20 protein-coding genes are annotated in these 21,888 nt (G+C 45.7%); 10 read left to right on the top strand and 10 right to left on the bottom strand.

The features are described from left to right. The first annotated feature begins 8 nt into the window (after positions 1-8). Positions 9-1,214 (top strand): glycosyltransferase, encoded by a 1,206-nt coding sequence (locus NIES593_RS09695; protein WP_073599390.1) that lies wholly within the window; start codon positions 9-11, stop codon positions 1,212-1,214. Positions 1,215-1,248: 34 nt separating this feature from the next. On the opposite strand, the gene fusA is transcribed toward NIES593_RS09695, so the two are convergent. The 3 genes from fusA to NIES593_RS09680 all read right to left on the bottom strand — a co-directional run bounded on the left by fusA (position 1,249) and on the right by NIES593_RS09680 (position 4,596). Then, positions 1,249-3,297: an elongation factor G gene (gene fusA, locus NIES593_RS09690; RefSeq protein WP_073599389.1), complete on the bottom strand. Its 2,049-nt coding sequence runs from the start codon at positions 3,295-3,297 to the stop codon at positions 1,249-1,251. A 190-nt stretch (positions 3,298-3,487) separates the two neighbouring features. Then, a complete protein-coding gene (locus NIES593_RS09685; protein WP_073599388.1) occupies positions 3,488-3,718 on the bottom strand; it encodes a PEP-CTERM sorting domain-containing protein in 231 nt (76 codons plus the stop codon). Positions 3,719-4,074: 356 nt separating this feature from the next. Next, entirely contained in the window at positions 4,075-4,596 is a 522-nt protein-coding gene (locus NIES593_RS09680) for a DUF1499 domain-containing protein (protein ID WP_073599387.1), read from the bottom strand. Between the two features lie 121 nt (positions 4,597-4,717). Here NIES593_RS09680 and NIES593_RS09675 point away from each other — a divergent pair, with 121 nt between their 5' ends. From NIES593_RS09675 to NIES593_RS09665, 3 genes are all read left to right on the top strand, one after another. Beyond that, positions 4,718-4,927 carry a ssl0294 family protein gene (locus NIES593_RS09675; protein ID WP_073599386.1) on the top strand — a complete coding sequence of 70 codons (210 nt, stop codon included), beginning with the start codon at positions 4,718-4,720 and terminating at the stop codon, positions 4,925-4,927. Between the two features lie 313 nt (positions 4,928-5,240). Next, positions 5,241-5,858: a DUF3318 domain-containing protein gene (locus NIES593_RS09670; RefSeq protein ID WP_073599385.1), complete on the top strand. Its 618-nt coding sequence runs from the start codon at positions 5,241-5,243 to the stop codon at positions 5,856-5,858. A 198-nt stretch (positions 5,859-6,056) separates the two neighbouring features. Further along, positions 6,057-6,311 (top strand): hypothetical protein, encoded by a 255-nt coding sequence (locus tag NIES593_RS09665; RefSeq protein WP_073599384.1) that lies wholly within the window; start codon positions 6,057-6,059, stop codon positions 6,309-6,311. A 201-nt stretch (positions 6,312-6,512) separates the two neighbouring features. On the opposite strand, the gene NIES593_RS09660 is transcribed toward NIES593_RS09665, so the two are convergent. After that, a complete protein-coding gene (locus tag NIES593_RS09660) occupies positions 6,513-8,075 on the bottom strand; it encodes an ammonium transporter (protein WP_217651862.1) in 1,563 nt (520 codons plus the stop codon). Positions 8,076-8,645: 570 nt separating this feature from the next. Between NIES593_RS09660 and ribD the strand changes: the two genes are divergently transcribed. Both ribD and ndhN read left to right on the top strand, forming a co-directional pair. After that, the gene (gene ribD / locus NIES593_RS09655) at positions 8,646-9,776 is read left to right on the top strand and encodes a bifunctional diaminohydroxyphosphoribosylaminopyrimidine deaminase/5-amino-6-(5-phosphoribosylamino)uracil reductase RibD (RefSeq protein WP_073599382.1); all 1,131 of its coding nucleotides are present in this window, start codon (positions 8,646-8,648) and stop codon (positions 9,774-9,776) included. Positions 9,777-9,814: 38 nt separating this feature from the next. After that, a complete protein-coding gene (gene ndhN, locus NIES593_RS09650; protein WP_073599381.1) occupies positions 9,815-10,291 on the top strand; it encodes an NAD(P)H-quinone oxidoreductase subunit N in 477 nt (158 codons plus the stop codon). Between the two features lie 147 nt (positions 10,292-10,438). On the opposite strand, the gene NIES593_RS09645 is transcribed toward ndhN, so the two are convergent. The 3 genes from NIES593_RS09645 to NIES593_RS09635 form a co-directional block, all read right to left on the bottom strand. Next, complete coding sequence (locus NIES593_RS09645; RefSeq protein WP_073599380.1) at positions 10,439-11,854, bottom strand: IctB family putative bicarbonate transporter; 1,416 nt, start codon at positions 11,852-11,854, stop codon at positions 10,439-10,441. Between the two features lie 85 nt (positions 11,855-11,939). Further along, positions 11,940-13,469: a GAF domain-containing sensor histidine kinase gene (locus tag NIES593_RS09640; RefSeq protein WP_073599379.1), complete on the bottom strand. Its 1,530-nt coding sequence runs from the start codon at positions 13,467-13,469 to the stop codon at positions 11,940-11,942. Positions 13,470-13,817: 348 nt separating this feature from the next. Further along, positions 13,818-14,549 carry a GUN4 domain-containing protein gene (locus NIES593_RS09635; RefSeq protein ID WP_073599378.1) on the bottom strand — a complete coding sequence of 244 codons (732 nt, stop codon included), beginning with the start codon at positions 14,547-14,549 and terminating at the stop codon, positions 13,818-13,820. Between the two features lie 278 nt (positions 14,550-14,827). Between NIES593_RS09635 and NIES593_RS09630 the strand changes: the two genes are divergently transcribed. Next, positions 14,828-16,255 carry an NADP-dependent isocitrate dehydrogenase gene (locus NIES593_RS09630; protein ID WP_073599377.1) on the top strand — a complete coding sequence of 476 codons (1,428 nt, stop codon included), beginning with the start codon at positions 14,828-14,830 and terminating at the stop codon, positions 16,253-16,255. A 216-nt stretch (positions 16,256-16,471) separates the two neighbouring features. Further along, positions 16,472-17,803 carry a tetratricopeptide repeat protein gene (locus tag NIES593_RS09625; RefSeq protein ID WP_073599376.1) on the top strand — a complete coding sequence of 444 codons (1,332 nt, stop codon included), beginning with the start codon at positions 16,472-16,474 and terminating at the stop codon, positions 17,801-17,803. Positions 17,804-17,840: 37 nt separating this feature from the next. On the opposite strand, the gene glgA is transcribed toward NIES593_RS09625, so the two are convergent. After that, positions 17,841-19,283 carry a glycogen synthase GlgA gene (glgA, locus tag NIES593_RS09620; protein ID WP_073599375.1) on the bottom strand — a complete coding sequence of 481 codons (1,443 nt, stop codon included), beginning with the start codon at positions 19,281-19,283 and terminating at the stop codon, positions 17,841-17,843. Positions 19,284-19,388: 105 nt separating this feature from the next. Further along, a complete protein-coding gene (locus NIES593_RS09615; RefSeq protein ID WP_073599374.1) occupies positions 19,389-19,781 on the bottom strand; it encodes a Fur family transcriptional regulator in 393 nt (130 codons plus the stop codon). 136 nt (positions 19,782-19,917) lie between these two features. On the opposite strand from NIES593_RS09615, the gene purS reads away from it, so the two are divergent. Beyond that, positions 19,918-20,196, top strand: a complete 279-nt coding sequence (gene purS / locus NIES593_RS09610; RefSeq protein ID WP_073599373.1) for a phosphoribosylformylglycinamidine synthase subunit PurS — start codon at positions 19,918-19,920, stop codon at positions 20,194-20,196. A 3-nt stretch (positions 20,197-20,199) separates the two neighbouring features. Continuing rightward, positions 20,200-20,928, top strand: coding sequence for a phosphoribosylformylglycinamidine synthase subunit PurQ (purQ, locus tag NIES593_RS09605; protein ID WP_073599372.1), 729 nt, complete (start codon positions 20,200-20,202; stop codon positions 20,926-20,928). A 154-nt stretch (positions 20,929-21,082) separates the two neighbouring features. Here purQ and NIES593_RS09600 read toward each other — a convergent pair whose 3' ends face one another. Next, complete coding sequence (locus tag NIES593_RS09600; protein ID WP_073599371.1) at positions 21,083-21,814, bottom strand: aquaporin; 732 nt, start codon at positions 21,812-21,814, stop codon at positions 21,083-21,085. Positions 21,815-21,888 lie beyond the last annotated feature (74 nt).

Genomic DNA, 21,888 nt, shown 5'->3' with positions numbered 1-21,888 from the left:
AAGATTGAATGAAAATTGCCTATTTAATCAATCAGTATCCCAAGGTCAGTCACAGTTTTATCCGGCGGGAAATTATCGCACTGGAAACACAGGGAATACAAGTGGCTCGGTTTGCGCCTCGCACTTGCAGCGAGGAACTTGTTGACGAGAGCGATCGCGCGGAGTTAGAAAAAACTCGAATGATTTTGGGAGTCGGAATCGCAGGTCTAATCGTTAGTTTATTGCGCGTTGCCATCGCCAATCCCATTGCTTTTGTCAACGGACTGAGGTTAACCCTGAGTATCGGTTGGGGGTCGGAAAGAGGCATATTCAGGCATCTGGCATATTTAGCAGAAGCGTGTGTCTTGATAGGTTGGTTTTCTGAAATAGAGATCTCCCATGTTCACGCTCACTTTGGCACCGACTCCACCGCCGTAGCAATGCTGTGTCATGCTTTGGGAGGACCTCCTTACAGCTTTACAGTTCACGGTCCAGAAGAATTTGATAAAGTAGCCGCCATTGCTTTGCCAGAAAAAATCAAACGAGCTGCTTTTGTTGTAGCTATCAGTTCTTTTGGTAAAAGTCAACTTTATCGGTGGTGCGACTACGAGCAATGGTCAAAAATCCACGTTGTCCGCTGCGGTGTCGATAATGTATTTCTAAATCTTCCCCATACGCCGATTCCCCAAGAACCTCGTCTAGTCTGCGTGGGTCGTCTGTGCGAGCAAAAAGGACAATTACTTTTGTTGGAAGCAGCCAGTCAGCTAGCAGCAGAAGGTTTGGCATTTAAGATAGTTTTCGTAGGCGATGGTTTGCTACGAGGTCAGATTGAAACAGCGATCGCTCGCCTCAGTCTTCAAGATTGCATCGAGATTACTGGTTGGGCAAGTAACGCCGAGGTTCGACGGCAAATTCTCGCTGCTAAGGCAATGGTTTTGCCGAGTTTTGCTGAAGGTCTGCCAGTGGTAATTATGGAAGCCTTAGCACTAGGTCGTCCGGTTATTAGTACCTACGTCGCTGGAATTCCTGAGTTAGTAGAGCCTGGGGTATCCGGCTGGCTAGTTCCAGCCGGAGCGGTTAACGAGCTAGTGGTTGCCATGCGTAGTGCTTTACAGATGCCGGTAGACAGCTTGGAGATGATGGGCAAAGCAGGAGCCGAACGGGCAGCCAAACAGCATGATGCCGTTACAGAATCTTATCATCTAGCCAAGTTATTTCGAGCTAATGTTTCTTGACTGGCAGAAGATGTTATTTAGACGAGATCGCTTTTTATCGAATCTCGTCGATGAGATTTTCGGGCAATGGTCGATACTCGGCAAACTCCATCGAGAAAGTCGCCATTCCTTGCGAGAGCGATCGCAATTCGGTCGAGTAACCAAACATCTCTGCCATGGGAACCTCGGCACGAAGGACGGCATAATTGTCTCGCGTTTCCGAACCCAATAGCATGGCGCGTCGGGCTAATAATTTCCCCTGTATCTTACCGACAAATTCGCTGGGAGTCTCTACTTCTAACAGCATCATCGGTTCTAAAATTGTCGGTTTCGCCTTGGCAAATCCTTGCTCGAAACCTTCTCTAGCAGCAAAGCGAAATGCCATTTCCGACGAATCGATGGGATGGAAAGACCCTCCCTCCAAAATAACTTTTACGTTGACAATGGGATAGCCTTTTAACCATCCCGTTCTCAAGGCATCGCGAAATCCTTGTTCGCAAGCGGGGATAAACTGCGTTGGGATTGCTCCTCCCACAACGCGATTTTCAAATAAAAATGGTTCTTGGCAAGGTTCTAAACGACCTATGACGTGGGCGTATTGTCCTGCCCCTCCGGTTTGTTTTTTGAGCGTGTAATCAAATTTAGCAGCTTTGGTAATCGTTTCTCGATAGGCAACGGCAGGCGCACCGACATAGACTTCAGCGCGATATTCCCGTTTCATTCGTTCGAGGTAAATTTCTAGGTGCAATTCTCCCATGCCGGAGAGCAGGGTTTTATTGGACTCTGGATCGCTGCTGACGCGCAAGGTGGGATCTTCTTTGGCAAAGCGACGCAGTGCTTTACTAAGGCGATCGACATCTTCCTGACTTTTTGGGGTAATGGCAATTGTAATTACGGGTTCGGGGACGAAAATTCCCTCTAAGGACAGATTTGTGCCGGGAGAACATAAAGTATCGCCAGAGGCGCAATCTACTCCAATCAAACCAACAATCTCTCCCACGGTAGCCGATTCGAGTTCCTGGCGCTTATCGACCTCGATTCTGACCAAGCGACTAACGCGAACTTGCTTTCGCGTGCGGCTGTTGTACAGGCGATCGCCTTGTTTTAAGGTTCCCGAATAGAGGCGAATATAGGTCAGTTGACCGAATTCATCTTCGATTAGCTTAAACGCTAGGGCTACTACTGGCGCATCAGCTTCGGGATAAACCTTTACTTGCTCATTGGTCGAGACATCGGTTGCTGCGATCGCATCTCTTTCCATGGGAGACGGTAAATAAAGGGCAATGGCGTCGAGTAAATCTTGTATGCCTTTATTTTTAATTGCCGAACCTATTAGAACAGGGGTAAATTCTAGACTCAAAGTTCCCTGGCGAATGGTATCCCAAATTAATTGCTTGGGAACTTCTTCTTCTGCAAGCAACTTGCCCGTCATTTCTTCTGAGAGAATAGAGATGCGATCGAGTAACTTTTCCCTAGCTGCTTGTGCCTCTGCCTTGAGATGTTCGGGAATCGGTTTGCTGACTCGATGTTCCCCATTCTCGCCTTCATAGTAATTTGCTCTCATCTCAATAAGATCGATAACCCCTTCAAAGTCATCTTCCGAACCGATAGGATATTGTAAGACAATGGTATTTAAGCCTAATTTCTCCTGCATGGCTTCGACGACGCGGAAAGAATTGGCACCGATGCGATCGAGTTTGTTGATAAAGGCGATCCGGGGGACGCGATAGCGCTTCATCTGCCTGTCTACCGTATACGATTGGGATTGCACTCCGGCAACCCCATCGAGTACCATAATTGCTCCATCGAGAACCCGCAGCGATCGCTCGACTTCAATGGTAAAGTCTACGTGTCCGGGAGTATCGATGAGGTTGATTTGGGTATCTTTCCAAAAACAGGTAATTGCGGCTGAGGTTATCGTAATTCCTTTTTCCCTCTCTAAATCCATATAGTCCATGGTTGCCCCCTCGCCATCCCCTTCTTTCACCTCATGGATCTTGTGGATTTTTCCGGTATAGAAAAGTATTCGTTCGGAAATGGTCGTTTTTCCGGCATCGATGTGGGCAGAAATTCCTATGTTACGGACGTTTTGGCGAGGTATCATGAGACAGATTATTTGGTCGCTTCAACAGGACTATCTTTAACGATGCCAAAACCGACGATAAGCTAAAGGGTTTTTTTAAAAATTCTTAGTTTATTCTGTTGGTAACCGATCGAATGCTTAATAGTATAGACCGATCCTTGTCGTGCCTCTACAGTGAATCGATGGATTTTAGGGATTTCTGCCAACGATATTAAACAGAAGTTTTGCTCTCGTGAGATTTTTTCTTAAGAAGTCCCAATGAACTAAGAGCAAGCAAACCAATAGCTGCTGTTGCGCTAGGTTCTGGCACCTCTCTAACTGGGGATGGAGTGGTCGAAGGATTACCAGGAATGCGGGTTTCGTTTAGAGAAGTACCATATTGAAAGGATACTTTACTAATATCTTGTTCGGCTAATCCAGAAACTCCTGACAAATTAAACACGATAGAATTTTTAAATTTTGCCTATTAAGTTTGCACGATCGCTCGCATAAAAATGTTTGAAGATGGTTTTAGATTTAGATAGATTTAAAATCTATTTTTTTAAAAAATATATTAAATATTACATAAAACCGTGAGATCGATTACCAAAATAGATAACAATTGTCTGATATTTTCGAAAAAAATATTAATATTTTTACAAATTTTATCTAACAGGTTGTCCCAAAAGAAAGCCAGAGAATCAATTCTCTGTCTAATCCCTTAAGTCCTATAATACGGACTTAAATTTTGAGCCAAGAAATTCATTTCTTGGTTAACTGCAATCAGAATGAAATAACCCTGCTACAGATTATTGTATTCTATTCATCTGAACTTTGATTAAATAGATTTCTAATACTTTCGATTCGCTGGCGATTTACTCCTAAATCCGATTCTCCCAAACGAGAAGCCGATCGCACCTCGATCTTTTTCGCTTCTTCATTGGCATAGAATTCCACGTCATCGACAAATCCCATCCAACGAGTCATAAATTCAGCGTAGAGATAATTTCCAGTTTCTGCAATCAGTTTTGCTCTCTGTTGAGTTTCGATAAGATTTTTTAACTTAGCGATCGCGTCTGTCGCGCTAGATTGATAGGTAAGCGGCTCGATATAATGCTCGATATCGGCACTTTGAGAGCTGACACAGTTAGGCGTACTAGGACAGGGCGCTAGTTTTCCCGAACTAACCCCTAGATTATCAGGGCGCGTTCCGGCAAATAGGGTCGGACTGTCTGGAAAAGCGATTCTGACTCCTATCCAGATAAGCGCGATCGCCAGTAGCAAGACAACTATCAACAAACTCCGATTAATTGATTTTACTTTTCTCTCACTAGCAGACATAGTGTGAATTCCTAGAAGATGTAAACGCAGCTTAACTTCAAATAACTTAACATTTAACTATAGGGGTTAGAAGTCAAACTTGTGCCCGTATAGAAAGCGACAGATCAAAAGGAGATTTACAATGTTTTTGGACGAACTAAAACCCGCGATCGAAGAACTGACCAAACAGCCAATTGCTTTTCTCGGCGGATTCGCATCCGGAATCCTGCGGCTCAAACTTTCTGAAGATCCCCTCAAAAGCTGGCTAGAGAAACAAGGCATTACTACTTTTTCCTCGACAGATACGTCCTCTGGTAACGGTAGCGGTCCTCAGTCGATTTCGATTGAATAGAAACTAAAACTTACGCCGTCACCTGTCATGCCGAGTCCTTTACGTCGCTCCTAATGACAAAATTAGGTCGAGTGCGTAACTCCTGGAAACGTTGCAGTAGGGGCAAAGCAGCCTTGCCCCTACGTTGGTATGAGCAATTCAGGGAAATTACCGATCTTAGCTAAGTTGATCGCCAAGATTCCGCATTTCTCACCAAGAAATATAGATTGCAAATCTGCCAGATTTTAGAGACTTGCTGGCATAAAGATATTACTTCGGAAAGCCATTATACTCAATAATCGATGAGAAACAACGGTCAACAGACCGCAAGCTAATGAGTCTAGAATCCGAGATCGGTCGCCTACTGGATATGATGCCTGCATCGGGACGCATGCTGACCAAAATCGTCAGCAAGCCCCAGCAGTCAAAGGTAATCGACACGCCGTTTCCGATGCCTTGGAATCGAGATAATCGACCAATTTACATCAACTTCGATTTGTGGCGGCGGTTGTCTCAATCCCAGAGGGATTTACTCATACTGCGATCGGTCAGTATCTTAACTGGGATTAAATGGTTTAAACCAGACGTCTATCAAGGCATCGCGCTAGCAGGACTGGCAGGAGTCGCTGTCGAACTGATACAGGGAGATGCAGTTGGTATGATTGTAGCGGGTGGATTAACCGCGATCGCGGCTAACCAAATCTGGCGCAGCAACCGAAGCGTCCAACGAGAATTAGATGCTGATGAAGCGGCGATTAAAGTTGCTCTCAGACGCGGTTATACAGAAGTAGAAGCCGCTCAAAGTTTACTTTCTGCCATAGAAGCCGTTGCCGAACTAGAAGGTCGTCCCAGCTTGAATTTCACTGAATTAATTCGCTGCCAAAATTTGAGAGCGATCGCTAAAATTTCTCCTGTTAGCGTTCCAGAAACAGTTAAAAATTCAGATTTGTAAGGTCGTTTTTGATGGTTTATTTTTTATAGTTTGCTGCAATAAACTAACGACAATCGTAATTTCATTTTGTTAATTATTTTTTTAGATCTAATGACTTAAAAATTAGAGAAAAAATTTTTTAAAAACCAGATTGATATTTTATGTAAGGTTTTCGGGAATTATATAAATGTAAGACCACAAAACCTTTTAACCCAAACAATGGCAAGAAAACCTAATTTATTAAATCAGGTTTTAGTAATTAATGCTGTATTGTTTTCATTTGTGTTTGCTTTTACTATGGTTTCGCGAGCAATCATAGCACAAAATAATACAGATAAAGAAATAGAAAAAATAAAGATGAATTTAAGAATACAATGCCGACAATGGCTGGATGAGAATGAAGAAAAAGTCTTAAAAATCAAAAAAGAAGATATAAATTGTAATTGGAATAATAACTCTTTTGAAAAAATATAATCAAATTTTATTCAAAGTTTTCCGATCTCGTAGTAGGATCATTAAAATAGATTCAATTGAAATTAAATAAGGAAAAGAGCAAAGGGATTTTTAAAAACTGATATAAATTTTCCCTGAGTCTTTTCCCTGTTTTTTTGATTTATTTAGAGAAACTGGATCGCTTTTGACAGCAATTCCGATAAGAATTTTTTGGGGATGATTTTACTTTCCGATACCTTCCGAACGGCTGGCAAGATCTACCTCGCTGATTCCACTAGCACGGCTGCCTACTAATACGTCAGATTCCTTGACAAAACCACTGTAAGCCTCCATCCCGTGTTCGCCAATATCCAAGCCATTGATTTCTTCTTCAAGGCTGACGCGCAAGCCGAATACGGCTTTCAGAATCATCCAAACCACAGCACTAAAGACAGCCGTAAACAGTCCAACCCCCACAATACCAATGAGCTGATTAATCAGTTGATTGACTCCGCCATAGAACAATCCCGTTACAGGATTTTCTGGTAGTGCTATTGGGATGTTGGGGTCGGCAAGCAATCCTACAGCCAGCGTTCCCCACGTACCGTTAACCAAGTGAACCGAGATAGCGCCGACAGGATCGTCAATTCTGAGGTTATCGAAGAAAGCAACTGAATAAACGACGATTACGCCGGCGATAATTCCAATGACGAAAGCGCCCCAATAGGAAACAAATGCACAGCCAGCAGTAATCGCTACCAAGCCAGCCAGAACCCCGTTGATAATCATAGAAAGATCTGGCTTGCCGTCTTTGGCCCAAGAAGTCACGGTAGCTGCAATCCCGCCTGCTGCGCCTGCCAGGTTGGTCGTCACTGCAATGTAGGGCACTGCTGCATCGACTGCTAACTGAGAGCCTGGATTGAATCCAAACCAGCCAATCCAGAGAATCAAACATCCCAGCGTCGCAATACTCATGTTGTGACCTGGGATAGCATTGATACGACCATCTCTATATTTACCTTCTCTCGGTCCGAGAATAGCCGCACCGACCAAAGCTGCCCATCCGCCAACGGCGTGTACTACAGTCGAGCCAGCAAAATCTTTAAATCCTAATGCTGACAGCCAGCCACCGCCCCAGACCCAGTGTCCGGTAATCGGATAAGAAACTCCGACCAGTAGCAAGCTAAAAATCAAGAAATCGACGAACTTAATTCTCTCAGCTACAGCACCAGAAACAATCGTTGCGGAAGTTCCGGCAAAGGCAACTTGGAAGAGGAAGAAAACGGCTATGGGAAGACCGCCTGGAACTCCATAGGTTTCAGCATTATTGCTGCTTAGGAACCAGCCTCCCGCACCGATAAAACCATTGCCTATGTTGGCAAACATCAGGGAAAACCCAGTTACCCAAAAGGAGATGGTGGACAGTGCAAAAACAATTAGGTTTTTAGAGAGAACGTTGACGGCATTCTTCTGACGACAAAAGCCAGTTTCTAGCATGGCGAATCCGGCGTTCATGAAGATCACCAAAATCGCTGCTATTAAAACCCAGATAGTGTTTAGCGCTACCTGAACGTCCGCAGGTGTAGGTCCTTCAGCTTCTTGGGCAGAAACAGCACCATTCCATACGACAAAAATAACGGCTGCTAGAGGAATACAAGCTAGCCAATAAGGAGAAAAAAATCGAGTTATTGTTTTGATAGAATCGAGCGAGGGCGCAAGCCATAGGGAACTAGAGGGCTGTTGCCAATCTCGTTGCCTTCCTTTTGTTGAAGGAGATTTTCGATTTATTGCGTGTTTAGACATCATCGCTAGGTGTTACTAGATTTGTGCAACTGACTTAGGGGGATTTATGAGAAATTAAGCAAAAAGCAGCTTTTTGCCATAACGAACGACAATGCAGCTTTTAAGTTGGGTGAGAAGAGATTTTTACTACCTTTTATACAGTTACGCTTGACTTGCTGTTGTTATCGAGCCTTCAGTCTTAGAAAATCAACTGTACAGATAACTACAACATTGCGTCAAGATGACTGAGTATCTCATTCTTAAGTCGTTTCGATTGAGTGTCGAAATTCTCAAATTCTTTATTTTTTTAAGGGTTGCTTTCTGTATCTTTCAATACAATTTTTGGTCTGGAATTTAAAGCTTTTGCGATCGCGCCTGCTGACTCCAAGTGCATTACAATCGTTAAGCACTTCAATTTGTCTATTAAATCTAAACCGATACAGAGCAAAATAGACTTAAAAAAGGAAATTAACCCAATTTTTTGACCCTTGCCCGTGCAATTTAAATACTTAATATTTTCACCAAATATTTATAAAGTCAGAGAGTTTTTCTTAAAAAAAATTAACAGTCTACCTCAAACAAACAACCTGTTCGATGAGCTATCAATCAAACTTTCAGTCGCCCGCTATTGGAAACTCCTTCGATCGCCAGATGATGCAGCAATGTCTGCAACTTGCCCGTAAAGCTATCGGGAAAACATCTCCCAATCCTATGGTCGGTGCGATAATCGTCCGAGATGGCAAAATTGTCGGCAAAGGATTTCACCCTAAAGCCGGTCAACCTCACGCGGAAGTGTTTGCCCTACGAGAAGCAGAAGAACTTGCCAAAGGCGCGACGATTTACGTCAACTTAGAACCGTGCAATCACCACGGACGCACCCCTCCCTGTACCGAAGCGCTGATAGCGGCTGGCGTGGCAAAAGTCGTTGTCGGTATGGTCGATCCCGATCCCCGGGTTGCTGGCGGCGGCATCGAACGGCTTAAGCGTGCGGGAATTGAGGTCATCGTGGGAGTCGAAGAGGAAGCCTGTCGCCAATTAAACGAAGCATTTGTGCATCGAACGCTCTACAAAAGACCATTTGGAATCTTGAAATACGCCATGACCCTGGATGGCAAAATTGCAGCAACGACGGGACACAGCGCTTGGGTGACAGGCAAAGAATCTCGCCATTTGGTGTATCAAGTGCGCTCCGCGTGCGATGCAGTGATTGTCGGGGGCAATACAGTCCGCCAAGACAATCCCTATCTGACGACTCATCAAGTCGCTGCTCACAATCCCTTGCGGGTGGTCATGAGCCGTCGTCTTAATTTACCCGAACAAGCGAATCTCTGGAATACTGACGAGGCTGCTACCCTAGTCTTTACAGAGGTGGGAAGTAACCCAGAACTGCAAAAACAGTTGTTAACCAAGGGAGTTGAGGTAGTAGAAATAGAGTTGCTATCGCCTTTATCAGTCGTGAAGTATCTCTACGATCGCGGATTATCGAGCGTTCTCTGGGAGTGCGGCGGGACTCTAGCAGCCGAAGCGATCGCTCAACAGACCATTCAGAAAATTATGGCATTTATTGCTCCCAAAATTATCGGCGGTCAGACAGCCCCTTCTCCGGTAGGAGATTTGGGACTAGAACGGATGACTGAGGCACTGCAATTGGAGAGAGTGACCATGAGGGCGATTGCATCTGACTTTTTAATAGAAGGATATTTGTCGAACCGTTCAACTTTATAATCGTTAACAGAAAGTGTTAATAAAATTCACCTGTAGATATGGCACTTATTACCACGGGCAAAGCATTCATTCGCGATTTAGAAAAGTCAGGCGCATTGGGAGTTTACGTTCCACTAGAAGGAGGATTTGAAGGACGCTATCAACGGCGACTGCGGGCTGCGGGCTACGTAACGCTATCTATGACGGCTAGAGGACTGGGAGATGTAGGAGTCTATTTAACGGGCGTACACGGTGTTCGTCCGCCTCACCTGGGCAAAAAAACTATCGGTAGAGAAGCCGCCGTCGGTCTAGTTTACTACGTTCCGCCGATTGCCAGCTACCAACTCGAAACCCTACCGCCTAAGTCTAAGGGCTTAGTTTTGTGGATTATTGAAGGGCATATTTTATCCCGTGCCGAAGTAGAATATTTAGCCAACCTGCCCAAACAAGACCCCCGCCTGAAGATAATACTGGAAAGAGGCGGCGATCGCACTTTTAGTTGGAAGCCCCTTCTAGAAACAGTAGCAGCGGCTTAAACACTTATTAGTGACCAATAACCAATGTTGTTTGTCCTTTGTCATTAGTCATTGGGGATTAGTTAGTAGGGGCGGGTCGATCTAAAAACGTGAGATATTTACCCACAGTTGCTGTTAAAAACCCGCCCGTACAGTACCCAGTCTCCCTTATCCCTTTATTACCTCATATCCTTCTACTTCCTTGACTTCTCCAGCGCCATCTTCTGTTTCTGCTGCCAATTTGCCAGCAATAATTGCTACCATCAACCACCAAAGCGTATTGACTTCAGGGCGATGAAAAACGGTATCGACAGCCCCATGAGCCAGGATACCTGCCATGCCTGCGATCGCGCCTATTAGCCAAAATCCCTGAGGATCGCCTTTGGCTTGCAAACGTCGAATTTGAGAAACTCCTCGATCGACCGTCACCGCAATTAACCACAACAGACAGCTCAACCCGATTAACCCAGTTTCTACGGCTGTATCGAGAAAAACGGAATAAGCACTCAAAGCGCTGTAGCGAGTCCGCATATACAAAGGATAAATTCTATTAAATGCCTCGTTACCCGGTCCGATGCCGATGAGCGGGCGATCGCGGATCATATCGATAGCAGCTAGCCAAACATTGAGGCGAACATTGTTACTGCTGTCTTGTCGCCCGGCAAAAATACTCAAAACCCTAAAACGCAATGGTTCTACAAATAGGAAGGCTACGAACAGCAATGCCGCTAAAGTGCCAAACACTATTGGCAGCAACCATATTCGCCAGAACGGAGAAAAGCGGCTTCTAAACCAAACGTATAGCAGCAGCAAAAATGCCGCGATCAGAAACACCATGCCAATCCAGCCGCCGCGACTGTCAGTGAAATACAAACAGGCAGAATTGACAATAAACATCGTTGCAGCTAAGGCTTTTGGCAACCATCCTTGCCAAGCAAAGATAGCTGCTGCGCTCAAAGCGATCGCGGGTAGGAGATAGCTAGCGAGCAGGTTAGGATTGCCCAGATAGCTATAAACTCTCGGATCGTCGGCAAACGGAGAAGTTGGATCGTTCCAGGTTGCCAACTGTTCTGCTCCAAAAAATTGCTGCCGAACTCCATAGATACTAACGACTAGGGCGACGAGGAGAAAGATAGTCGTAATCCAAGAAGTTAGTCGCGGCGATCGCAACACTCTAGCTGAGAGTGCAAACATCAGCAAATATAGCGTCAGCTTGAGCCAACCCGAAAAAGCCTGAGCCTTGACAGGAGAGAAAGCGACCGCTACTGCTGCAATTCCCCAATACAGCAACACTAATAAATGAATTGGCGTAATTCCTGGTTTGCCATTTTCCGAGAGCGTTAACAGCACCCAGTATGCGCCAGCCGCAACTAGCAGAACCCCAATTAGAGGATTGGGAACAAAAGGAGCCAAAACTAACACGAGACTGATTAACACGGCACCGAGGGGATCTGCCCATTGTAGCAGCCAGCTACCCTCGCGCCATTGCCCCAGGGCACCCACCAGACGATAGAAATAGCTTGCCACTCTCCATTGGGATATGGGTAAATCCGAAAGTGTCAGTCGTTGCCAAACAGAATTCATCTATTGAGTTAGGTATCAGTTCGTTTCTATAACCGTCAACTGAACATACACTAACATCATCTTGCTAACTTCAAGTCATAGAGAGCTAGGAATTTTCTAACTCATTTTCCTGTGCCGAGATTTTTGGCAACATCAATACATAGCGATAACCCGATTCCGAGGAACCTTGGATGGCGATTTTACCCCCATGGCTTTCGGCTAGATGACAACCGAGAATCAATCCCAAGAATTTTTGGGGATTATTATTATCGCCATTTTGTACGCTTTCCTTGACTTGCTTGAGTGCGGATTCCTCCAGATGCGCGATTGAAACGCGATCGCTCAGTTGACAGTCAATCGTAGAAGACTGTGCGATCGCCGAGAAAGTTTCATCTGCCGCAGAAACGCCATTAACACCGGGTAAAGCGGGCAGTTTTACCTGCGGTAAGCCATCGCCCAACCACGGATGAGAAACCCAAACCGCGATATTAAGAGTTTCGCTTCTGCGAGAGAAGTGAATCCGAACTTCGCTTCCGGCTTCGGAAGATTCAATGATGCTAGCGACCAGAAAGTAGAGGGCTTGCTGAACCTTATCTTTATCTAAAGACCAAATACGCCTTCCCGGTTCGATCGACAAGCGAAGTTCTTGACGTTTTTGTTTGGCGACTTCGGTTAAGCTATTGATGACCTGCTGGCAAAGCATTTCTACATTGACGGGAGCTATCTTGAGTTGCGCGGCGTTCTCTTCGACGACTCCTAGTTTGAGGATCTCATTGACCAACGTGTTGATCTGCTGCCCGCTATTGTGGATGATTTGCAGGTATTCTTTTTGCTTATTGGTCAAAGTCCCGAAAACTTCGTCAATTAACACGCTTGCCATCCCAATCACAGAAGTAAGCGGGGTTCGGAGTGCCTCGGTGAGTTGACCGAGCAATTTGAGTTTAATGGCATGGGTAGATGTGAGGATGCTAGCAGCATTAACGGTTTCTTTTTTCGAGTCGTTCGCCACTTCCAAGCGTTCGGCTTCTGAGTGTCGCTCCAGAGATAGCCATTGCTTAACTTGAGCTTGAGAGGGCTGTCTTTTAAGCAGATGCTCGCGTTCAAATTCTCTCAAGCACCAGCGAGCGCTCAGTGCCAAAAATTCTATGTCTCTGGGGGAGAACTGTCGCGGCACTAAATCCATAACGGCGAGCGCGCCAATACATTGTCCTTCCGCAGTAATCAGGGGAGTCCCCAAATAGGCTCGAATCCCATAATGTTGCGCCAGAATGCTGTTGGCAAGCACTGGCTCGCTCAGAATATCGTTGGCGACCAAATTTTGCTGACTATCGACGACATAAGTGCAGAAAGCTTCCTCTTTCGGGAGCTTTCGGGTGAATGCTAACTCATTCATCAATCCGAGACTCGACAAGCCAACGGCTGACTTGAACCAGACGCGATCGCTTACCATTAAGCTGAGAACGCAAATCGGCACTTCGAGAAAGCGAGCAGCGGTTTGAATCGCTTCATCGAAAACTGGAACCGAGCCCGCTTCCAGTAAGCCTAAGCTTTTCAAGGTCGCAACCCGTTGTTGTTCGCGCACTTCTGGGATCAGACCATCTAAACGACAAAAGAGCCTATTGGTTGAATTCTTCATGCTGACTCGCGCCCCCGAATCTACTGCTTGCCATTGCTTTACTAATTTCTTATTAATCTCGCTCGGCTTGGTTTTGGAAATTTTTTTATGGGAAATTCTCGGTTGCCAATTGACTTTCTATCGGCAACAAGTACGCGCCGACAGAAAGAACTCAGACAACTAAGACATTTCTTTTCTGCTACTCCTAAAATTCCCTAACCGAGTTCATAACGAACATCCAGAGGCGAAATTTTTGAAAAATTTTTTTAGGCGCACAAAAGCTCTTTTTTTATAAGAGAACTTTAACCAAAATAATCCGAAGGGACTGGAAAACAGAAGCCAATATCTCTCCGATTTCCCCGTCATCGATTACTGATTCCATTGCGACCAAACTGGATGAGAAAATAGCGATGCCGTAACTCGTACTCCGCGCAGTTGATTTAGCAAGGGGAGGTGTCCTGGGGGTGCGCTGAGATCCCAAATGAATTCGTTGGGATACTGAGTCCAGTTGTTACCTTTTTTCCAGCCGATTTTTGGCCATAGTTTTGAGAAATCTTTACCGACAGACAACCAAATCCGACGCTGTACCGAAAAACCAAATTTTCCTTCCGAGTAAACCCACCACAGGGAATTGAGCGTATATAAATCTGGCGCGGGAAATCGTTCGACTTCGGTGAAGTAGGGCCATTTTCTTTTGATGGCTGCTTCGCCTGCTAATTCGCAGAGTTTTTGTCGAGTGAGGCTGTCAGCGGCTTGAAAATCCTGCTGAGCGAGTAAATGTTGCAGCAGCCGATAATCGATGTCGCGATCGGATTTTAGGGGAACTAGCCCTTCAGGAAAATAGGTTTGTAAAAATTCCTGAGTTTTTGGGGTATCGATTCGATAAAGAATTTGATAAGCTTTACCCACAGCCAGATCGAGGGGATTGGACTGACGGGATTGTAAAAACTCCATCAAGACTGTTAAACCGCGATCGCCCCCATTGATGAGTTGGGAAACGATTTGGAGTTGGTTTTTCTCTGACTCTGACTGAAGCTGGCTGGCTAATCGGTCGAGATCGTCGATGGTACCTTGAGCTGAGGAATTGTGCTGGTCGCTCATGAAACGATCGCTTGTTGACTGGTGCTTTTAATACTAATAGCACCGATCGGCGATCGGTTACCAGTGACCAGCCATTAGATTGGTCGTTAGTCATTTTTTCTCTCCCGCTCTCCCAATCCCCTGCCATCTGTTATAGAATATTAGACTTCTTCTAGTCGATCGCAATGTCATGAAATCTGGTTTAGTCTTAAGAAAAGCCTAACGAGTCGCTGCTTTTTGTGCGATCGGGGGAAACAATTATGTTATCGGTGAGTATCCAAATCTGAAATGTTAAGCTTATGTACGAAAAGATTGCTCCTCCTACGACTGGTTCTCGCATTACCTTTGTCGACGGCAAACCCATCGTTCCCGACGATCCCATCATTCCTTTCATTCGCGGCGACGGAATTGGGGTTGATATCTGGCCCGCTGCCCAGAAAGTCATCGATGCAGCGGTGAAAGCAGCTTACGATGACGAGCGCAAAATCAATTGGTTCAAAATTTATGTAGGCGACGAAGCTTGCGAGAAATACGGAACTTATCAATATTTGCCGGAAGATAGTCTTACTGCCATCAGAGAATACGGCATCGCCATTAAAGGTCCCTTGACGACTCCCATTGGCGGGGGCGTTCGTTCTCTCAATGTAGCTCTGCGGCAAATTTTCGACCTTTATGCTTGCGTCCGTCCCTGTCGCTACTACACGGGAACGCCTTCTCCTCACTTACATCCAGAAAAACTGGATGTCATTATTTATCGAGAAAATACCGAGGATATTTATTTGGGAATTGAATGGCAACAGGGAAGTGAAATTGCTGATAAACTCATTCACTATCTCAATACAGAACTGATTCCTGCAACTCCAGAACACGGCAAAAAGCGAATTCGCCTAGATTCGGGCATTGGCATCAAACCCATCAGTAAAACCGGCTCTCAGCGTTTGGTGCGCCGCGCGATCGAACACGCTTTGCGGCTTCCCAAACACAAACAGATGGTAACCCTGGTACACAAGGGCAATATCATGAAATATACCGAAGGAGCCTTTCGGGATTGGGGTTACGAACTGGCAACTACCGAGTTCAGAGAAGTCTGCGTGACGGAGAGAGAATCGTGGATTTTGAGCAATAAGGAGAAAAATCCCGACCTCTCCATCGAAGAAAATGCGCGCGCGATCGATCCGGGATTTGATGCCATGACCACGGAAAAACGAGCAGAAATAATCGAGGAAGTTAAAACCGTCCTCGATTCTATTTGGGACACTCACGGCAATCGCCAGTGGAAAGACAAGGTTATGGTCAACGATCGCATTGCCGATAGCATTTTCCAACAAATTCAAACCCGACCGGACGAATATTCCATCCTCGCGACCATGAACTTAAACGGAGATTACCTCTCCGATGCGGCGGCAGCTATTGTTGGCGGCTTAGGCATGGGACCGGGAGCCAATATTGGAGATAATTGCGCGATTTTTGAAGCCACCCACGGAACGGCACCCAAACATGCGGGACTCGATAGAATTAATCCGGGGTCGCTAATTCTTTCTGGCGTGATGATGCTAGAGTATATGGGCTGGCAGGAAGCTGCCGATTTGATTAAGAAAGGTATTGGGGGAGCGATCGCCAATCGACAAGTTACCTACGACCTAGCTCGCTTAATGATCCCGGCAGTTGACCCTCCCTTAAAATGTTCTGAGTTTGCTCAAGCCATTATCGACCATTTCAACGATTAAACTCGCACGACTCATCCCGGACTTGGACAGATGCTCTCGGTTTTGCCAAGAGCAGGCAAAACCACATCCTTTTCAATATATCCTCGACGCGCATAACGATATCTACTTTAGAAATTTAACTGCGGAATCTCAAGTTAGATTCGTGTATTACTTAGGTATAAAACCAACGGTGAAATCTCAATTTAGATTATTACCATTCGAGCTATAATTATAAAAATGAGTAGGCGATCTCAGTCTGACATACCAGTATTTAATCTCCTAAGCATCGGTCATCGGGGCGTAGGCAAAACAGTTTTTCTCGCTGGCAGCTATACGGAGCTGTTAGCTAATCGGCAGAAAGAAGGTTCTCAATCCTGGTGGCTGGAGTGTCGAGATAGTCAGGGAAAAGAAAATATTGAAGGGATTCTGGAATACGTGGCGCGAACGGGTCAGTATCCTCCACCGACGATGAAAATTACGGATTTTAACTTTGCTCTGAAACATCGCCAGCGGCAGGAAGAAAAAACGAGCTGCTATTTTCGCTGGTGGGACGTTCCCGGCGAATCCTGTAACCTGCAGAACCCCGACTTTCAAAAAATGGTTCTGAGTTCTCATGGCTGCTGTGTCTTTTTTAATGGGAAGGCACTGGTTCACAATCCAAGATATCTAGAGACGATCGAGGAACTAATCAAACAGATAGTTGCCATTGCCTCATTGGTCAACCAGCATGGCTTAGACTATCCCTTTGCGCTGATTTTTACCCAATGCGATTTGCTCGAACCCGGTCCAATCTCTCAACTGCAAATCGAAGCTAACTTGCAACCGCTGCTTGCTCGCCTCGATGCCGTTAACGCGAAATATCAAAGGTTTTATTCGGCAATCCCGATTGTCTCCAACCAAGGGCAGTATAGATTAAAAGCCGTGGGAGCATCCGCCCCCATCGTCTGGCTGCTCTCGGAGTTGAATAAAACCCATCAGTTTCAGGGACAAATTCCCTTAGAGAGTGGCTTGAAGCGAAGCATGCCTGCCAACAAACGCTCGTCGGTGGCGAGTTCTCGCAAATTCGTGCCGCTTCTGTTGATGTCGAGTCTTGGATTGCTAGGAGTCAGCGCTGCTTTGTTCTTTGCCGTCAATGGAGCCTTCGGTCCGGCGCAAACGCCAGAACAACAATTGACTCAGCAGTACGAGCGCATTCTAGAGAAAGACCCCAGGAATTTTGCGGCTCTAACCAATCTAGCCGACCTCTATATACAGCAAAAGCAGTTGGACAAAGCAATTCCTGTATTGGAGAAGATCGTCGAGCAGCCGACTAAGAGCTTCGATTTGCACTTCATTCTGGCTGATATTTATGCAGCCAAAGGGGACAAGAATCGGGAGGAAACGGTCTACGATCGCGTACTCGCCCAACAAGCCGATAATTTTGATGCGCTAATTAAAAAAGCTGTTTTGCGCGTCGAGCGAGGCGATGAAGCGACGGCAAAAACGCTTTTTGCGAAAGCCGAGAATGTAGCTCCGACCGAGGATTTAAAAGCTCAGGTTCGCTCTCTCGCCCAGCGCGCTCTTAAATAAATGGAAGAGAATAGGTAGAGTCTATTCTTTTGTTTTTTTATTTAGCAACTCGATCTGAATTAGTCAACATCGCTAATTTTTCTTTTTCATCTTCGCTTAACTCACCCGGTTGTCCCGTAATCTGTTTGTAAACTTTGATGTATTCTACTGCCGAGCTATACCAACTAAAATCTTGCTGCATTCCTCGTTGTTGCAATTTCCTCCACTCCTTCTTGTAGCGGAAGCCTTCCCAGGCACGTACCATACAAGTAAAAAGGTCTAGCGGTTCGTAGCGATCGAACGCATAGCCCGTTCCCGTCTCATTTTCGGGGTCGTAGAAAGAAACGGTATCGACTAAGCCGCCGGTGCGCCTGACGATAGGGACGCAGCCATAGCGCAGGGCTAACAGTTGACCGATCCCGCAGGGTTCGAAGCGGGATGGCATGAGAAAGACATCGGCACCGCTATAAATTCGCCGCGCTAGAACATCGTTATAGAGGATTTGCACGGACATGCGACCTCGAAAGCGAGAGGCAAGTTGCCACAGTTGGGATTCATAGTAGCGATCGCCCGTTCCTAGAATAACGATTTGCGCGTCCGTATACGCCATAAATCGCTCCAAAATATTCAGAACTAGATCGATGCCTTTCTGTTCCACTAGGCGAGTAACCATGCCGATGAGAAAGGCTTTTTTGTTCACTTCAAGTCCGACTTCCTCTTGGAGGGCAATCTTATTAGTTAGCCGCTTTTCGATAGTATCGACGGTATAGGTTTGATGAATGTATTTATCCGTTGCCGGATCGTAACTTTCGGTATCGATGCCGTTGAGGATTCCGACTAGATTGCCGCTAATGTATGATAGCAATCCGTGTAATTGTTCCCCATAATTGGGCGTTTGAATCTGACGGGCATAGGTAGGCGAAACGGTCGTCACGCGATTGGCGTATTGAATAGCGGCTGCCATAACGTTATCGCCTTGCATATACCAAGGACACCAAGTAATTTGCTCCAACAAAGCGCGCCACGGTCCCTGATAGGCGAGGTTGTGAATAGTGAAAACCGTACTGATATCGGGAGATTGATGCATCCAAACCGGAATCATGCCCGTGTGCCAGTCGTGACAGTGAATGACTTGCGGTTTCCAACAATTCCAGGCAAATTCTGCCGCACCGTTAGAGAAAAACGTGAAGCGCCAATATTCATCTTCTCCAGAATAGATACGACGAGGATCGAACGCTGGATGTCCGAATAAATACAAGGGAACGTCGGTATCGGGTAGGGTGGTTTCATAGACGGCAAAATCTTGAAACATGGCAAATCCCCACCAGATTGGTTCTTTAGGGATCTCGATTTTATCGGCGAGAAAGCCATAATAGGGCAAAAAAATTCGCACGTCATAGCCTAGCTTTCTGAGGACTTTGGGTAGGGCACCGACCACATCTCCCATTCCACCCACTTTGGCTATGGGGGCTGCTTCCGCAGCTACAAATAAAATTCGCATATTCGCTTGGCTTTCCCTCAGTAGTTTGTTAGTTAGAGATTATAGGGGAGATAGGGAAGATGGAGGATAGCTCGAAAGATAAAAGACAAAGATTTGTTAAGCAAGCTAACTGCTGGCAATTGGCTGACATTGGTGACACAAGCCAAAAAATTCGAGAGTATGATAATAGATTTTAAACTGATGAGATTTTTCTAGTTTTTCTTCTAAATCGTGGACGGGACATTCACTAATAAGAATCGATCGCCCGCAATTGACGCAAGTTAGATGATGTTGGTCTTGTTGTGCCAAGCTATAGAGCGATTCTCCGGTTGCCAGCGTTCGCACCTGAACCGTACCCTGAAGTTTTAAGGCTTCTAGAGAACGATAGACTGTAGCTAATCCCATATTTTGCTCTCGGTTGCGCAGTTCTATATAAAGTTCCTGCGCCGAAATAGCACGATTTAAAGTTTTTAGAAGGCGAAAAATTCTCTCTTGAGAGCGGGTGCGTTGGGCTTTCATTACCAATCTAGGATTTGCAATTTGCTATTAATTTTAATGTCTTTAGAAATAGATCTGTTTTTATCGTGTCGCCATTAAAGCAGTATAGATCGAATAAACTGGTAACTGGTAACTAAGGGAGCGATCGCCAGAATAGATGTCTCAAACATTTCAATCTCGCATTTATGTAACCCTTCGCCCTTCGGTTCTCGATCCGGCAGGGACGGCAGTAGAATCTGGACTCAAGCAGTTAGGCTATCAAGGGGTAGGAGGAGTCAGAATTGGTAAGTATATAGAACTGACACTAAGTGCAGAAAATGAAGAACGGGCGCGAGAACAGTTGGATTTAATTTGCGATCGCTTCCTGGCCAATCCAGTTATTGAAAATTATCGCTTCGAGTTAACGCCGATTTCTAGTCCAGCATCAGTAGAATAAATTATGAAATTTGGGATTGTTGTCTTTCCGGGGTCAAACTGCGATCGCGATGTGGCAATGGTGACAGAAGGATTGCTCTCACAACCGACTCGCATGGTTTGGCACCAAGAAACCGATATTTCTGACTTAGATGTCGTCGTCCTGCCAGGAGGGTTCAGCTACGGCGACTATTTACGTTGCGGTGCGATCGCACGTTTTTCTCCCGTCATCAAAAGCGTTATCGAACACGCTAGGGCAGGTAAATTTGTTTTGGGAATTTGTAACGGCTTTCAGATCCTAACAGAAGTAGGTCTTTTACCTGGAGCACTAATCCGCAATCGAGATTTACATTTTATCTGCGATCGCGTTCCCATCCGAGTCGAAAATACGAATTTTCCTTGGACTCAAGCTTATTGTGCCAAACAAGTCATTACCTTGCCAATTGCCCACGGCGAAGGTCGTTATTACGCCGATGAAGAGACGCTAAAAGCCTTAGAAGATAGCGATCGCGTTCTGTTTCGTTATTGCACGCCAACAGGAGAAATTAATGACATCGGCAACCCCAATGGTTCTTTGAATAACATTGCCGGAATTACCAACGAACAAGGCAATGTTTTGGGAATGATGCCTCATCCAGAAAGAGCCTCAGATGCGCTTCTGGGCGCAACAGACGGTCGGAAACTGTTTGAAGGGTTGTTGGCAGCCAAATCTCTAACCGCAACCCTAGAAGTCAGCGCTGCGCGGCCAATGTAGGGACAGTTTTCCACTGGGTATGGGTAACCTCTAGCGTTTTTAGATCGACTCGCCCCTACTAACGGCTAACCACTAAAAGAAAGATCGCTTCGAGAGAACTTCCGCTGAGGATAGTTTTTCTGAAGCGATCTTAAGAGATTTGAATAATTATGCCTTACGTCATAGGTTGCTGTTCCGGTACTTCGGTCACTCTGGGTCTTACGTGTTCTTTGGCTAAAATTCCACTCCGGTACAGCCAGCCGCTAACAATTCCTGCTATGGAGGGAACGACTAGGAACAGCCACAGTTGAGAAATAGCTCTTCCTCCTGCAAAAAGAGCAGGTCCCAGACTCCGTGCCGGATTGAGCGAAGCTCCCGTCAAGGGCAGACCAACAAGATAAAATCCTGTCAGGGCAATTCCGATCGCAACTCCAGCCAATTCAGTCGGAACGCCTGCCTGGGTGGCACCTAAAAAGACAATGACAAACAGCAGGCTGGCGATGAATTCAAAGACGATCGCGGCTGCAATATTGTATTCTCCTCCATAGTTATCTCCCCAGCCATTCTGACCGAGACCTCTAGCTGCAAGATCGTATCCTCCCAGGTGTCCGGTCGCGATTAGCAATAACACGGCAGCGCCTGCGATCGCGCCTAACAGTTGAGCGATGATATAGGAGCCCAAATCTTTACCCGTCATTCTGCCAGCAGTATACATTCCCAGGCTAACGGCCGGATTGAGATGACAGCCAGAAAGGGGACCAATGCCATATGCCATGGCAGTAAAAGCAAAACCGAAGGCTAGAGCAATTCCTAAACTGCCTATCCGGTCGCCAGCGAGAACGGCTGCACCACAACCAAAAAGAACTAGAGTGAAAGTTCCTAGAAACTCTGCAAGGTACTTTTTCATAATTTTTGTCTGTTATTGGCGGTCTAAAAAAACTTTTTATCATATCAGAAATATATCAAATTACTTATAAAGAT

The sequence above is a fragment of the Hydrococcus rivularis NIES-593 genome, assembly GCF_001904635.1.
GTDB classification, from domain to species: domain Bacteria; phylum Cyanobacteriota; class Cyanobacteriia; order Cyanobacteriales; family Microcystaceae; genus Hydrococcus; species Hydrococcus rivularis.
Note: the sequence above shows the minus strand (reverse complement) of the source record. Positions and strands in the feature narration are given on the sequence as shown.